15 protein-coding genes are annotated in these 14,423 nt (G+C 72.4%); 8 read left to right on the forward strand and 7 right to left on the reverse strand.

Features of this window, described 5'->3' with window-relative positions; genetic code table 11:
• Window positions 1-57: 57 nt before the first annotated feature.
• The 5 genes from ACRQ4C_RS02340 to ACRQ4C_RS02360 form a co-directional block, all read right to left on the reverse strand.
• Window positions 58-1,251 carry an NAD(P)/FAD-dependent oxidoreductase gene (locus tag ACRQ4C_RS02340; RefSeq protein ID WP_439689954.1) on the reverse strand — a complete coding sequence of 398 codons (1,194 nt, stop codon included), beginning with the start codon at window positions 1,249-1,251 and terminating at the stop codon, window positions 58-60.
• Between the two features lie 9 nt (window positions 1,252-1,260).
• Window positions 1,261-2,061, reverse strand: coding sequence for an SDR family NAD(P)-dependent oxidoreductase (locus tag ACRQ4C_RS02345; protein ID WP_439689956.1), 801 nt, complete (start codon window positions 2,059-2,061; stop codon window positions 1,261-1,263).
• Window positions 2,062-2,076: 15 nt separating this feature from the next.
• Window positions 2,077-2,583 (reverse strand): Dps family protein, encoded by a 507-nt coding sequence (locus ACRQ4C_RS02350; protein ID WP_439689958.1) that lies wholly within the window; start codon window positions 2,581-2,583, stop codon window positions 2,077-2,079.
• Between the two features lie 118 nt (window positions 2,584-2,701).
• Window positions 2,702-3,214, reverse strand: a complete 513-nt coding sequence (locus ACRQ4C_RS02355; protein WP_439689960.1) for a MarR family winged helix-turn-helix transcriptional regulator — start codon at window positions 3,212-3,214, stop codon at window positions 2,702-2,704.
• 187 nt (window positions 3,215-3,401) lie between these two features.
• On the reverse strand, window positions 3,402-3,959 hold the full coding sequence (locus ACRQ4C_RS02360) for an NADPH-dependent FMN reductase (protein ID WP_290133006.1): 558 nt from the start codon (window positions 3,957-3,959) through the stop codon (window positions 3,402-3,404).
• 101 nt (window positions 3,960-4,060) lie between these two features.
• Here ACRQ4C_RS02360 and ACRQ4C_RS02365 point away from each other — a divergent pair, with 101 nt between their 5' ends.
• The 6 genes from ACRQ4C_RS02365 (at window position 4,061) to ACRQ4C_RS02390 (ending at window position 10,279) form a co-directional block, all read left to right on the forward strand.
• A complete protein-coding gene (locus tag ACRQ4C_RS02365; protein ID WP_439689962.1) occupies window positions 4,061-5,710 on the forward strand; it encodes a glycoside hydrolase family 13 protein in 1,650 nt (549 codons plus the stop codon).
• 114 nt (window positions 5,711-5,824) lie between these two features.
• Window positions 5,825-7,795 (forward strand): hypothetical protein, encoded by a 1,971-nt coding sequence (locus tag ACRQ4C_RS02370; RefSeq protein ID WP_439689964.1) that lies wholly within the window; start codon window positions 5,825-5,827, stop codon window positions 7,793-7,795.
• 120 nt (window positions 7,796-7,915) lie between these two features.
• Complete coding sequence (locus ACRQ4C_RS02375) at window positions 7,916-8,572, forward strand: DUF308 domain-containing protein (protein ID WP_290133003.1); 657 nt, start codon at window positions 7,916-7,918, stop codon at window positions 8,570-8,572.
• Window positions 8,569-8,832, forward strand: a complete 264-nt coding sequence (locus ACRQ4C_RS02380; protein WP_290133002.1) for a hypothetical protein — start codon at window positions 8,569-8,571, stop codon at window positions 8,830-8,832. Before ACRQ4C_RS02375 ends, ACRQ4C_RS02380 begins: the two co-directional genes overlap by 4 nt.
• Window positions 8,833-8,964: 132 nt before the next feature.
• Complete coding sequence (locus ACRQ4C_RS02385) at window positions 8,965-9,504, forward strand: RNA polymerase sigma factor (RefSeq protein ID WP_439689966.1); 540 nt, start codon at window positions 8,965-8,967, stop codon at window positions 9,502-9,504.
• Entirely contained in the window at window positions 9,494-10,279 is a 786-nt protein-coding gene (locus ACRQ4C_RS02390; RefSeq protein ID WP_290133000.1) for a hypothetical protein, read from the forward strand. Before ACRQ4C_RS02385 ends, ACRQ4C_RS02390 begins: the two co-directional genes overlap by 11 nt.
• Before the next feature lie 56 nt (window positions 10,280-10,335).
• On the opposite strand, the gene ACRQ4C_RS02395 is transcribed toward ACRQ4C_RS02390, so the two are convergent.
• On the reverse strand, window positions 10,336-11,247 hold the full coding sequence (locus ACRQ4C_RS02395) for a LysR family transcriptional regulator (RefSeq protein WP_439689969.1): 912 nt from the start codon (window positions 11,245-11,247) through the stop codon (window positions 10,336-10,338).
• 48 nt (window positions 11,248-11,295) lie between these two features.
• On the opposite strand from ACRQ4C_RS02395, the gene ACRQ4C_RS02400 reads away from it, so the two are divergent.
• The gene (locus ACRQ4C_RS02400; protein WP_439689970.1) at window positions 11,296-12,558 is read left to right on the forward strand and encodes an MFS transporter; all 1,263 of its coding nucleotides are present in this window, start codon (window positions 11,296-11,298) and stop codon (window positions 12,556-12,558) included.
• A gap of 118 nt (window positions 12,559-12,676) precedes the next feature.
• Window positions 12,677-13,285 carry a hypothetical protein gene (locus tag ACRQ4C_RS02405; protein WP_439689972.1) on the forward strand — a complete coding sequence of 203 codons (609 nt, stop codon included), beginning with the start codon at window positions 12,677-12,679 and terminating at the stop codon, window positions 13,283-13,285.
• A gap of 211 nt (window positions 13,286-13,496) precedes the next feature.
• Here the strand turns inward: ACRQ4C_RS02405 and ACRQ4C_RS02410 are convergent, their stop codons facing one another.
• Window positions 13,497-14,411 carry a cation diffusion facilitator family transporter gene (locus ACRQ4C_RS02410; protein ID WP_439689974.1) on the reverse strand — a complete coding sequence of 305 codons (915 nt, stop codon included), beginning with the start codon at window positions 14,409-14,411 and terminating at the stop codon, window positions 13,497-13,499.
• Window positions 14,412-14,423: the final 12 nt, after the last annotated feature.

The following is a 14,423-nucleotide window of genomic DNA, read 5'->3' on the forward strand; positions in this document are numbered from 1 at the left end:
CGGGAGGCGCGGTGCCAGCTGGCACCGCGCCTCCCGTCCGTCGGTCGGTCCGGCCCGTCAGGGTTGGATGCGTCCGATGAGCATGTCCGGCGTGAGCGAGTGGGCGTCGGCGAGCACCTTCCGGGCCTCGTCGGTCTTGTCCCACACGTTCCAGAGGAGGACACCCTTCACGACCTGGTCGTCGTCGAGGTAGTAGACGACGCCGGTCACGGTCGGCTCCCGCCAGTCCTCGACGGTGTGGAGTGACGAGGTGACCTGCCCCACGGCCTCGTAGCCCATGTCGAACACGTCCGAGTAGAACATCGGCGTGTGGTCGTAGGTCTCGTCGGCGTCCGCGAGGTTCCGCCCGGCCTGCCGGCCCTGCTGCTGCGCGTTGTCGACGTGCTCCACGCGGCGGGTGCCGAGGATCCGGTCCGGGTACTCGGCCACGTCGCCCGCGGCGAAGACCGACTCGTCGTCGGTCCGGAGCGTCGAGGACACGACGATGCCGTCGCGCACGGTGAGGCCGGCGTCGGCGGCGAGCTGCGTGACCGGCTCGATGCCGAGCCCGACGACGACCGCGTCGGCCTCGACCGTCGTCCCGTCGTCGAGCGTGAGCACGACGCCGTCGGCGGTCTGGGTGCCCGACTCGACGCGGCGACCCAGGCGGAGGTCCACCCCGGCGTCGACGAACCGCTGCTGGAACGCCTGCGCGAGGTCGTCGGGGAACATCCGTCCGCCCACCACCTCGTCGGGGTCCACGAACGTGACCTCCGCCCCGTTCTGCGAGATGCCCGCTGTGATCTCGGTGCCGATGTAGCCACCACCGACGACGACCACGTGCGCGCCGGCGTCCGCGAACTCCCGGAGCTTCCGGTAGTCGGCGGCGCTCCGGTAGTCGAGCACGCGGTCGGAGGGTTCGAGTCCGTCGAGCCCGCGGGGCTTGCCGCCGGTCGCGATGAGCAGTCGCTCGTACCCGTGGGTGTCGCCCTGGTCGGTCGTGACGGTCTTCGCGTCGCGGTCGATCGACGTCACCCGGGTGCCGAGCACGAACGTGGCGCCGGTCTCCTCGGTGTGGAGGTCGACCTTCTCGTCCCAGCTGAACTCGGGGTCGGTCCACAGCTTCTTCGAGAGCGCCGGCCGGGCGTAGGGCCGGTCGACGTCCTCGCTGATGATCCCGATCGACCCGTCGGCGTCGAGTTCGCGGATGCCGCGCGCAGCGGAGTCCGCGACCATCCCGCCGCCGACGATGAGGTACCGGAAGTCGGTCATGTCCTGCTCCTAGATCGTGGCGACCGAGCCGGAGTCGACCCGGTAGTTCGCGCCGTTGACGAAGCTCGCGAGGTCGGAGCAGAGGAACGCGACGACGTTCGCGACCTCCTCCGGTTCCCCGCGGCGTCCGAGTTCCATGTACGGGCGTTCCTCGTCGAGGAACGACGAGACGGCCTCGTCGAACGACGTCCCGAGTTCCTTCGACCGCTTGTCCATCATCGCGTCGGTCATCGGCGTGTGGATGAACGCCGGGCTGACGCAGTTCACGAGCAGGCCCTCGGACGCGTAGCTGCGCGAGAGGCCCTTCGCGAACGAGAGGACACCGGCCTTCGCAGCGCAGTACGGCAACTCGTCGTCGTACGGCTGCGAGGCGTCCTCGGACACCAGGTAGACGATGCGACCCCAGCCGCCGCTCCGCAGGTCGGAGATGAACTCGCGCGTGATCCGCACCGGCCCCATGAGGTCGATGTCGATCGTGTCGAGCCAGCCCTGCTCGTCGATCTCGTGGAACAGCCCCTGGGCGCCGGTGACGCCCGAGGACTGCACGAGGATGTCGATCTCGCCCACGGCCTCGCGCACCCGGTCGTGCAGGGCGGCGAGGCTGTCGGCCTTCGTCACGTCCGCGGCGAAGGCGAACAGCTTGCCGTGCGGCGCCTCGAGCTGGTCGGCGCTGGTGTCCAGGCGGCCCTGGTCGAGGTCGGTGACGATGACCGTCGCGCCCTCGGCGAGGAGGATCCGCGCGGTGTTCCAACCGATCCCGGAGTCCCCGCCGAAGACGAGCGCGGTCTTGCCCCGGATGCCGAGGTCCACGTGGCCCCCGGCGTCCTAGGAGTGCGCCGAGGCGTCGGCGACCGCGGGTGTCGTCGCGGAGGCGAGCGGCGTGCTCGGTGCGCGGTTCTCCGCGGAGACCATCCACGCGAGCTGCTCGAGGCGCTCGATGAAGCCGTGGAGCAGGTCCGCGGTGGTCGGGTCCTCCTCGTCGACCTCGTCGTGCACGTCGCGCATGGTGCCGGTGGCCTGGTAGAGGCGCAGCGTGACCTGGTCGATCGCGTCGTGCGTCGTGATCTCGCCCTCGGGGAACTGGTCGAGGTGGCTCGTCGCGGCGACGGTCGAGGACCGCCCGTCCGGCACGGCGTACAGCGCGCGCATGCGCTCGGCGGTGTCGTCCGCGAACTCGCGCGCGGCATGGACGATCTCGTCGAGCTGCAGGTGGAGGTCACGGAAGTTCGTGCCCAGGATGTTCCAGTGGGCCTGCTTGCCCTGGAGGTGCAGGTCGATGAGGTCCACGAGGACCGCCTGGAGGTTCTTGGCGAGCTTGTCCGATGCGTGCATGATCGGCTCCTTCCACGTCGGTGACCACTCCGGTCTACGCGGGGTCGCCTCAGTGCTCCCTGGCCGTCCGTCCCCCGGGTGCGCTCGCCGGACGCGCGGCACGCTCGGCGTGCGGGCCTCAGTGCGCGGGGACGGGGTCGACGTGGTCGACGGCTTCGCGCATGTCCTCGAGGAAGCGCGCCACGATGCGGGCGTCGCCGGCGGGCAGGCCCTCGGCGATCGCCATCATGCGGCGGTGCATCACACCGAGCGTGGCGCGGACCTCTTCGTCGGTCTCCGTGGTCGGCACGATCACGAGGGCCCGGCGGTCGGTCGGGTGCGGCTCGCGGCGGACGTGGTTCGACTTCACCAGCCGGTCGATGAGGATCGTCGTCGAGGCCGAGGAGATCTTGAGGTACGCCGCGAGGTCCTTCGGGCTGACCTGCCGACCGGAGCGCTGCGCCTGGAGCAGGAACCGCACCGCGAGCAGGTCGGTCTCACCCATGCCCATGGAGTCGCGGGTGCGGCGACGCATCGCGGTCTCGGCGGAGCGGTAGCGGCGCAGGGCGTTGAGGACGGCGACGCCGCGCTGCGTCGCGTCGTCGTCGGGGAACCAGTACCCGGACGCCTCGGTGATCTCCTGCGTGGACATGCGGGACAGCGTAACCCGTCTCCTTACTAGAGCGTCTAACGACTCCGTGGATGGGGGACAGGCGCATGCGTCCGCATGCTGTGCTGGAGACGGACTGGAGGCGCGGAGCGGGCCGGCACCGCGCCTCCGGGCTGCAGACGGTCGCGTCGGGGCGACCCGCGATCGCTCCGTCGTGACCCCGTGGGCGCTAGGCGGCGACCGGCTCCGCGGCGGTCGCTGCGAGCGCACGCAGTGCGCCCTGCACGAGCGAGACGACCTCGTCGTCCTCCTTCGGGTGCGTCTCGGCGAACCGGACGACCGACTGCGGGATGGCGACCTTGACGTCCTCGAGGACCTTCGCGCCGGCGATGCCGGCGACCTTGCGGGCGTCGTCGTGCGCCCAGACCCCGCCGTACTGCCCGAACGCCGAACCGATCACGGCGAGCGGCTTGCCGGAGATGGGCGAGGCGCCGAACGGACGCGAGGCCCAGTCGAGCGCGTTCTTCAGCACGGCCGGGATCGAGCCGTTGTACTCCGGCGTGACGAGGAGCACGCCGTCGGACGCGGCGAGGGCCTCGCGGAACGCGACGGCGGCGGCGGGCGGGGTGTCGCCGTCGATGTCCTCGTTGTAGAAGGGCAGGTCGGTGATCGCGTCGTACGTGGAGAGCTCGACGCCCTCAGGAGCGTGCTGCTCCGCTGCCTCGGCGAGCTTGCGGTTGATGGAGCCGGCGCGGAGGCTGCCGACCAGGACCAGGACGTTCGTCATCAGCGTTCCCTTGTTCGTTGACGGAAAGGTGTCACGTACAACCAATCAGGTCACCGGGGCCGCTATTCCCGTGCGCAGCCGGCGTCGGTATCGTCGGCCGCGTGAGCACCCCGAGGACGCCCGCCAGCACGCCCCGCACCCCCGATGCCGACTGGTGGCGTGACGCCGTCGTCTACCAGGTCTACCCGCGGAGCTTCGCGGACGCGGACGGCGACGGGCTCGGGGACGTGGCAGGGATCACCTCGCGGGTGCCGTACCTCGCCTCGCTCGGCGTGGACGCGGTGTGGCTCTCGCCGTTCTTCCCGTCGCCGCTCGCCGACGGCGGCTACGACGTGGCCGACTACCGGGCGGTCGACCCGAGGCTCGGGACGCTCGACGACTTCGACGCGTTCCTCCGCGCCGCGCACGAGCACGACCTCCGCGTGATCGTCGACATCGTGCCGAACCACACCTCCTCGGCGCACGCGTGGTTCGAGGCAGCGCTCGCCGCGCCGCCCGGTTCCCGGGAACGTGCTCGGTACGTCTTCCGTGACGGCGCGGGGGAGTCCGGCGAACTCCCGCCGAGCGACTGGGTGTCGAACTTCGGTGGCAGCGCCTGGACGCGCGTGCCGGACGGGCAGTGGTACCTGCACCTGTTCGCGCCGGAGCAGCCGGACCTCGACTGGTCGAACCCCGAGGTGCGGGCCGACTTCGAGGAGACGCTGCGGTTCTGGGCGGACCGCGGGGTGGACGGGTTCCGTGTCGACGTCGCCCACGGCCTCGCGAAGGACCTCTCGACGCCGTACCGCCCGTCGAACGAGCAGGCGTTGCCGCTCGACGGCTCCGACCCGCTGTACGACCGCGACGAGGTGCACGAGATCTTCGAGGGGTGGCGCCTCGTGCTCGACGAGTACGACCCGCCGCGGGCCGCCGTCGCCGAGGCATGGGCCCCGGCGCCGCGTCGCGTGCTCTACGCCCGGCCGACCGAGCTCGGTCAGGCGTTCAACTTCGACCTGCTCGAGGCCCCGTTCGACGCCGAGGTGTTCCGGACGATCATCTCGCGGAACATCGCAGCGGCGGAGGAGTCCGGTGCGTCCTCGACGTGGGTGCTCTCGAACCACGACGTCGTCCGGCACGCCACCCGCTACGGCCTGCCCGAGGGGACCGACACCGACGCCTGGCTCATGACCGACGGCACGACGCCGGCGCTCGACCGGGAGCGCGGGCTCCGGCGGGCACGGGCCGCGACGGTGCTCCTGCTCGCCCTGCCCGGTTCGACCTACGTGTACCAGGGCGAGGAGCTCGGGCTGCACGAAGCGCCCGCGATACCGCACGACGAACTCCAGGACCCGAAGTGGATCCGGACCGGGCACACCGTGAAGGGCCGCGACGGCTGCCGTGTGCCCATCCCGTGGACCACGTCGGGGCCGTCGTTCGGGTTCGGTGCCGTGGCGCCGCACCTGCCGCAGCCGGAGGACTTCGGGGCGAGTTCGGTGGAGGCCGAGGACGGCGAACCCGGGTCGACGCTGAGCCTGTACCGTGCAGCGCTCGCGGAGCGGGGCCGACTGCAGCGCGGCGAGGAGCTGACGTGGGTCGACGGAGCCTCGGAGTCCGTCGTCGCGTTCGACCGGCACGACGGGTGGCGGTGCGTCATGAACTTCGGGACGGACCCGGTGCCGCTGCCCTCGGGGCAGGTGGTGCTCGCGTCCGGACCCCTGGGTGACTGGGTGCTGCCCGGTGACACCACGGTCTGGGTGGCCCCGGTCCGCTGACCGCTGGTCGTGTGCGTCCTCCCGATCCCTGCACAGGTGCTGCGCTGACCGCGTCCGTCCACCGACGGGACGACCGGCCCACGGCGACGGTCTCCTGCTCGCGACGATCGGGGCATGACAGAACCCAGCACCACCAGACCCCGGATCATCCGTCGGCTGGCGGGCGCGGCGAGCGTGTGCACCGCCCTCGCCGTGCTCGCTGCCCCCGCACTCGTCTCCGCCTCCTCGACCGCAGCGGAGCTCACGTTCCCCTACGACCACCGGTTCACGTCGCCCGCAGGCGGTTCGCTGCACGGCGACGCGACGATCACCGACGGTCGTCTGCGCCTCACCACGGACGACCGCAAGCAAGCGGGAGCGTGGTCGACCGACGACACGTTCCCGTCCGACACCGGGCTCGAGATCGAGTTCACGTACACGATGCACACCGCGAAGGACGATCCCGGCGCGGACGGCCTCCTGCTCTTCCTCGCGGACGGGGCCGCTCCCCAGGGCGTCGGCTCGTTCGGCGCCGGGCTCGGCTACACCTGTCGGAAGGAGTCGACCGAGGGCGGCAGCCGGCAGTGCGACCTGCCCGGCGTCCCCGGCGGCTTCGCGGCCGTCGCGCTCGACCACTACGGCAACTTCTCGGCGCGCATCAACGGTTCGGGCCCAGGAGCGAGCCCGCAGCACGTGGTCATCCGCGGCTCCGGCGACGGGGTCGAGGGCTACCGCTACATCGCCGGGGCGCCCGCGCCGACCGGGGTCCTCGCACCAGCTGACGACCCGCGGCGCGTCCGGATCACGCTGCTGCCCGGCGACGCCGGCGAGCTGACGATGAGCGTCCGCCTGCAGGAGGGCGACGAGATGCGGCCCGTCCTCGCGGACGTCCCGCTGCACGGGGACGGACAGGCACCCCTGCCCGCGACCCTGCGGCTCGGGTTCTCCGCCGCGACTGGCAGCCACGTCAACGTCCACGAGATCGAGGAGTTCTCCGTCCGCAAGCCTGCCGACCTCGCCGTCGAGCAGGACCTGCCCGCGCAGCTCGCACCCGGCGCAGCGGTCGAGTACACCGCGACCGCGCGGAACGTCGGTGTGAACGCGAGTGCGCCCAGCGCGTTCGCCGTGGACGTCCCGGACGAGCTGCAGGACGTCACCTGGCGGTGCGCCGGGGCCGACGGTGCCGCGTGCGGAACGGCGTCCGGCACCGGCGACGTTGGCACCGACCTCGACCTGCCCCGGGGCTCGGCCGCGGCCGTCACGATCAGCGCCACGGTGGCCGAGCAGGCCGCGGGGACGCTGGAGAGCACCGCGACGATCGCTGCCGCGCCCTCCGTGTCGGACGTCGACGAGTCCGACAACACCTCACGCGCGACGGCGACGGTGGACGGCGTCGCACCGGTCGCCCACGTCGAGACGAACAAGCGCGTGGCCCCGGCCGACGGCGTCGAGCCCGGCGACGAGGTCGAGTACACCGTGACGGCCCGCAACCGGGGTCCTGCCGTCGCCGAGGACGTCGGCGCCGTGGACGTCCTCCCCGGACCGCTGCGCTTCACCGGCTCGCCGGACGACTGCACCGCCGAGGGGCAGACGGTCACGTGCCACTCCGGACGCTCGCTCGCGGCGAGGGAGACCACCGCGTTCCGCATCCGGGCCGAACTCGACCCGGACTACCGCGGCGACGGCTCCGACATCCCGAACGTGGCGACGGCCACGTCACCGACCGACCCCGACGGTGGTGACGAGTCGGAGGAGGTGGTCATCGGCGTCGTCGATCCGGCCGGCCCGGAACCGTCCGTGTCACCGCAGCCGTCGGTCTCGCCGGAGCCCACCGGCACGCCGACCGACGGTGACGGCCGACCCGGAGCCGACCGATCGCCCGTCGCGGCGCCGGACGGGTCCGACGCTCGTGCCGGTGGACCGACGGCGCTCGCGTACACGGGTGCTGCGGACCTCGCGATGGTCGCGGCGCTCGCCGGGGTCGTGCTCGCCGCCGGAGGCGCCTGCTGGTGGCTCGCGCGTCGGCGGCACCGCCTCGTGACCGGCGCCACCGACCGGGTCCCGGCACCCGGTGTCGGCTCCGGGTCGGACGTCGATCCGGTCTGATCGGGCGCGGCCGCCCGACCGGGTTCGAGCATCCTCAGCGCGGACGCCCGGCCCCGGTCGGGCGTCCACCCCGCCGGCGGTAGGATCGACCGTACGATCCGCATGCCTGAAAGAGGTCCTGTGTCCGACTCCGTGGACGACGTCTCCACCATGGACGACGCCACCCGTCGCGCACGGTACTGGCCGATCCCGGTCCTTCGGGCCGTCCCCGCTGCGGTCGTCGCGCTCGTGATCACCTTCTCCTCGAACCACGCCGCCGGCTACGGTCTGCTGCTGTTCGGCGGGTACGCGGTGGTCGAGGGCATCGTGCTGGCCGCCGGCTCCCGTCGACTCGACGGCGACGGGCGCGCTCGCCGGTCGACCCTCGCGCAGGCGATCATCGCGGTCCTCTGCGGGATCGCCGCGCTGGTCCTCAACGGCGGCGGTCTCCCCGCGTTCATCACGATCGTCGTGGCGTTCGCGGTCCTCACCGGCGCGCTCGAGCTCACACAGGGACTGCGCGCCCGCGGCCGGTCTCCGTTCGCTCGCGACTGGACGACGGTCGGCGGCCTGACCCTGCTGCTCGCCATCGCCTTCCTCGTGACCCCGCCCGACTACTCGAAGCAGCTCGGTGGCATCGACGAGGCCCAGGGCACCCTCGACGCGCCGATCATCCTGGTCGGCCTGCTCGGCGCCTACCTCGCCGTCACGGCGGTCTTCCACGTGATCGCCGGACTCTCGCACAAGTGGGGCACGGCCGCTCCGGCAGCCGCCCCGGACGGAGCACCACACGCATGACCACCCCCAGCCGCCGCGACCGTCTGCGCCCGGCCGAACTCCTCGGCATCTCGGCGATCATCGCCGTGTTCGTCGCGCTGGTGGTCCTCATCTCGACCCGTGAGCCCCACCTCGCCGTCATCTTCCTCGGTGTCGCGTTCATCGTCGTCGTCGTCGTGCTCGCGATGCTCCAGCTGGCGTCCACCAGCGACCAGGACGACAACGACATGCTCGGTGGGCACAAGACCCCGGGCGAGAGCGACGGCGACGACTTCCACTGACCGCAGGCGTCCGGCCCCGTCCTGGGTCGTGACCGGTCCGTCCCGACACGCCCGGACGCTCGATCCGGACACTGCGCTGTCATGATCGCGGGTCCTGCCGACACTCCTCGTCGAAGGAGGTGGGATGTGGACGTGGAGACGAGGACCGAGACGGACGAGCAACTCGTCCGGGCGATCGGGCACGGCGACCAGCAGGCGCTCGCGAGGGCGTTCGACCGGTACGCGGCCACCCTCACCCGGTACGCCTGGGCCGTCGTCGAGAGCCGCCCGGACGTCGAGGAGGCCGTGCAGGACAGCTTCCTCACCCTCTGGCAGCGTGCGTCGACCCTCGAGCTGCCGGCCGACACGATGTTGCCGTGGCTGCTCGTCGTCTGCCGGAACCACGCGCTCAACGTCGGTCGGAAGCAGGCGCGACGCCGCGGGGTCGAACTCCCGGAGGAACTCCCGGCACCCGATGACCACGCGGAGGCCGCCGACCGACTCCGCTGGGTCCGTGACGAGATCGCGGCCCTGCCCGAGACCGACCGACGGATCTGCGAGCTGTGCCTCCTCGAGGGACACTCCTACGCCGAGGCGGCACAGCTGCTCGGCCTGAGCGTCGGTGCGGTCACCCAGCGGGTCGCACGGTCCCGCGCACGACTGCGGAAGGCGGTGATGCACGATGAACACTGAACCCCCCGAGGGAGACGACCTCCAGCGGATGCTCGTGGCGATGAAGCAGAACGTCCTCGAGCGCGCCACCCCGCGTTCCCGGCGTCGCCGCATCCGTCCGGGCATCGCGATCGGTGTCGTCGGGCTGCTGGCGCTCGGGACCGCATCGGGCGCGGTCGCGGTGTCGCTGTCCCAGCAGGACCAGCCGGTCGCCGCACCCACCGCGACGCAGGAGCCCGCGCCGGCTCCGTCTGCGACCACTCCGACGTCCGCGCCGATCACGACGACCCCTGCGCCCCGCCCGACACCGACGAGCACCGCGACGGCGGCGAGCGAGCCGGACGTCCGGATCCCGGGAGACTGCTACCTCCTCGTCCCCGATGCCGACTACGCCCGCTTCTTCGGCGCTGCTCGGCAGACGTCCACGATCTGGACGGCCGACGGCGGCGAACGCGAACCGGACGGCAACGACCGCATCCAGAAGCTCCGCGACCCGGCGGAGTCGCTCGCCTGTGGGTGGCAGAACGAGGGCGTGGCGGCCCACATCAGTGTGACGGTCCGACCGGTGACGTCGGAGCTCAACGAGTACGCGGCGAGCAACGTCGACAGCTTCGATCCGACGTGCGTCGACCGTCTGGGGGGTCGGGCGTGCACCTACCGTCCGGGGACGGACAGCGGTGTCGACGTGACCGGTACCTACTTCACCCGCGGGAACCTCGCGATCGAGATCGTGCAGACCGACTTCCCGACGAACGGGCTCCTGCCCGCGATCGTCGGGGAGATCTGGGGGGACTGACGGCCTGGAGGCGCGTGGCGGCACCGCACCGCGCCTCCAGTCCGTCGGTCGGGTGACTACCCGACGCGCGCCGCGACGATGTCGCGGGCCAGCGTCTGCGTCGCGCGGTTCGGCTCCGGGACGGTGCGCATCGCGAGGCCGATCCGCAGCGGCGGTACGTCGTCCTCGAGTTCGAGCACCGCGCCCTCGTGCCGCACCCCCGAGTCCGGCACCACACCGACCCCGAGGCCGGCGGCCGCGAACCGGACGACCGCCGGCATGTCGTTCATCTCCGCGACGATCCGGCGCCGGATGCCGCGCTGCTCGAGCGCCTGGTCGAGGATCACCCGGTTGCCGAACCCGTGCGCCGTGTCGACGAACGGTTCGTCGGCGAGCTCCGCGAGTGACACCGACGCCCGACCGGCGAGGGGGTGGTCCGGCGCCGTGAACACCCGGAACGGCAACTCCCGCAGCGGCTCGACGACGACACCGCTCGGTGGGTTCGGCAGACCGGAGTACGCGAGGTCGATCCGCCCCGCCACGAGGTCCTGCACGAGTCCGGTCGTCCCCGACGGCGACGTCATCAACTCCACCGCGACGAGCGGGTGCCGCTGCCGGAACCGTCGCAGCACCCCCGTGAGGTCCACGATGTCCATGCTCGTGAAGATCCCGAGCCGCACCCGTCCGCGCAGGTCGGCGTCGTCCACCGTCGCGAGGTCGCGCATCCGGTCGAGGGACTCCAGCACGGCCCGGGCGTGCGGCAGCAGGTCCTCACCCGCGGTCGTGAGCACGAGGGTGCGGCCGGTGCGATCGAACAACCGGACGCCGAGCGACCGTTCGAGCGACGCGAGGCCGGCGGACACCGTCGACTGCGCTGCCCAGAGGCGTTCGGCCGCACGGGTCACGCCACCCTCGTCGGCCACGGCGACGAACTGTTCCAGCAGGCGGGTCTCCATGACCCGATCATCGACCAGATCGATGGTGATCATCAAGAGCGTCCGTTGGACTCGATGCTCGACGAGGCAGAGGATCGGACCATGTCAGTCATCGAGCACAGCACGGGATCCGTCCGGACGACCCGGGTCGCTCCCGCCCCGCGCGGTCGGCGGGCCCACACGCGACGTCGACACGGCGCCGGCTTCTGGGCCGTCGCGTTCGCCTTCCTCTCGGTGATGGCCTTCGCGACCGTCCCGGCGCCCCTGTACGTCATCTACCAGGCGCGGGACGGCTTCCCCACGATCACGACGACCGTGGTGTTCGCGGCGTACGGCGTGGGCGTCGTCGGCTCCCTCTGGCTCGCCGGACACCTCAGCGACGTCCACGGGCGGAAGCCGCTCATCCTCGTGTCGATCGCGCTCGAACTCCTGGCGGCGGTGCTCTTCCTGGTGTGGAACGACGTCACCGGGCTGGTGGTCGCGCGGCTGGTGACCGGCCTCGGCGTCGGTACCCTGACCGCGACGGCGACCGCGCACCTCGGCGAGCTGCGGGTCCGGGCGACCGGCTCCGAGGCGTCCGCGAAGGGTGCTAGCGTCGCCGCCGGAGCCGTCAACCTCGGTGGGCTGTCCCTCGGTGCCCTCGTCGGTGGCGCGCTGGCCGAGTTCGTCGGACAGCCCCTCTTGGTCCCGTACGTCGTCTTCGTCGTCGCGCTGACGATCGCGTTCGTCGTGGTGCTCGTCGCGCCCGAGACCGTCGACCGCCCGGCGTCGCGGGTGTCGTACCGCCCGCAGCGCCTGCAGGCCCCCGAGGGCAAGGGTGCTGCGTTCTGGGCAGCCGGCACGGGGGCGTTCGCGGCGCTCGCCGTCCAGGGCCTCTTCACCTCGGTCGCGCCGACGTTCCTCGCCACCACGTTCCACGTGACCGACCGGCTCGCGGCGGGCGCGACCACGTTCGGGGTGTTCGCCGCGAGCGCCCTGAGCCAGCTCGTGTTCGCCCGGCTCTCGCAACGGGGGCAGATCCGGCTCGGCGTCGTGCTCCTCGTCGGCGGGCTCGCGGTGCTGGCCGTGGCCGCCGTGCTCCTGCAGGTCGGGGGCTTCATCGGCGGCGGGGTCGTCGCGGGTGCGGGCGTCGGGCTGCTCTTCCGGGCGTCGATCGCCAGCGCGGGCGCCCTCGTGGGGCCCGAGCGTCGGGGTGGGGTGCTCGCGGCGACGTTCCTCATCGCGTACGCGGGCCTCACCGTCCCGGTGGTCGCGGTCGGCGCAGCTCTGCTGGTGCTCCCGACGATCGTCGTGCTCGTCGGGTACGTGGTGCTCGTGGCCGTGCTGGCGGTGTTCGCCGGGCAGCGGCTCGCGGCGCGGGCGTAGTCGACACGGCCCGTGACGCGGGCCCGGCCGACGCGGGAGGTCCGCGGGTCGGCGGGTCGGCAGGTCGGCGGGTCCGACCCGGCCTGGAGGCGCGGTGCCGGTCCGGCATACTGTCCGCATGTCCCAGAAGCGTCGCCGGTCCGTCATCACCGGTGTCGCCGCCGTGGTCGCCGCCGGGCTCCTCGCGGGCGGGCTCGTGCTCACCGCGGAGCGCGGCGTCGACGAGCCGGTCCTGGACGGAGGCGCCGCGTCCGGCGGTCCGTCGACCCCGGGGGCCACGCTGCCGAGCGACGGCGTCGTGGTCATCACGCGCGACGGCCCCGACCTGCCCGGTGCGGACGTCCTCGACCGGTGCGAGACCGACGGCCGACAGGTCGTGGCGCAGTACGACACCGACGCCCTCGGCCGCGTCGTCCTGCAGTGCGGCAACTCCGGGCAGGGCTACGAGCACATCCGGGCCCGGCACGACCAGGACTGGACCGAGGTCCTCGGCGGGCGGGGTTCGCGCGACTGGGACGACGCCATGCTCACCGCGGTCCGGACAGCGCTGACGACCCCGCGCTCGGGCTACCCGCAGGACGCCGGCGACGGCAAGGTCTGCTTCGCCGCGCCGGTGTCGTTCGACGACGGATCACGCCCCGAGCGCGAGCCCTTCGTCAAGGTGATCGTCTCCGCGACGACGGACCGCGTCATCACCGCCTACCCGACCCGCACCGACGGCTGCTGACCCGCGCGTCCTGCCCCGCTCGGGTGTGTGCACGAAACGCGCGCGTTCCGACGACGCACCCGTCGTTCGACACGTGCATCGTCGCTCCGTGCTCCCGCATCGACGTGCCAGGAACGCGTGCGACGAAACTCGCCGAGATCGACGCGCGGGACGTCGGGACGCGCGCGTTTCGTGGCAAGCGGGAACCCGGCGGGACGCCCGGGTGCGCGGGCTAGGCGTGCACCTCGTGCTCGTGCCGGCGGTGGGACGCGGGCTCGAGCTGGAACGTCGAGTGCTCCACGGGGACGTCGAAGTGCTGCGCCACGCACTGCTGCAGCTCGTCGAGGATGCGCGGCGCGTGGGCGGTCGAGAAGCAGTGGTCGTCCACCACGACGTGCGCGGTGAGGTTCGGCACGCCCGTCGCGACGAGGGTGGCGTGCAGGTCGTGGACAGCGATGACGTGGTCGAGCTCCAGGATGTGGCCGCGGACGGCGTCGAGGTCGAGCCCCGGCGGCGTCGACTCCAGCAGCACGTTGGCGGTCTCGCGCAGCAGCCGGAGCGCCCGCGGCAGGATGAGCAGCCCGATCAGGATCGCCGCCACCGAGTCCGCACGCTCCCACCCGGTGACCATGAGCACGACCGCCGCGAGGATGACCGCGACCGAACCGAGGGTGTCGTTCAGCACCTCGAGTCGGGCGGCCCGTGAGGTGAAGCCCTCGCCCGAGGCCCGGAGCAGCACCGCGTAGGCCACGAGGTTGCCGACGAGCCCCACAACGCCGAAGACGAGGAGCGGACCCGAGTGGATCTCCGCCGGGACGAACAGCCGCTGGATGGCGGAGATGATCACGAAGGCACCGACCGCGAGCAGGATGGCGGCCTGGGCCGTGGCGCCGAGCACCTCGGCACGCTGGTACCCCCACGTGCGCTGTGCCGTCGGGCTCCGCCGGGCGAGCCGGGTGGCCACGAGGCCGATGCCGATCCCGCCCGTGTCGACCACCATGTGCCCGGCGTCGACGAGCAGCGCCAGGGACCCGGTGACCACGGCGCCGACCACCTCGGCGAGGAGGATGCCCGCCGAGATGCAGAACGCGACGAGCAGGGCACGCTCCGAGGCGTGTCCGTGCGTGTGCCCGTGGTCGTGTCCCATGCCGACATCGTA

This window comes from Curtobacterium sp. SP.BCp (assembly GCF_051903255.1).
Taxonomy (GTDB): Bacteria; Actinomycetota; Actinomycetes; order Actinomycetales; family Microbacteriaceae; genus Curtobacterium.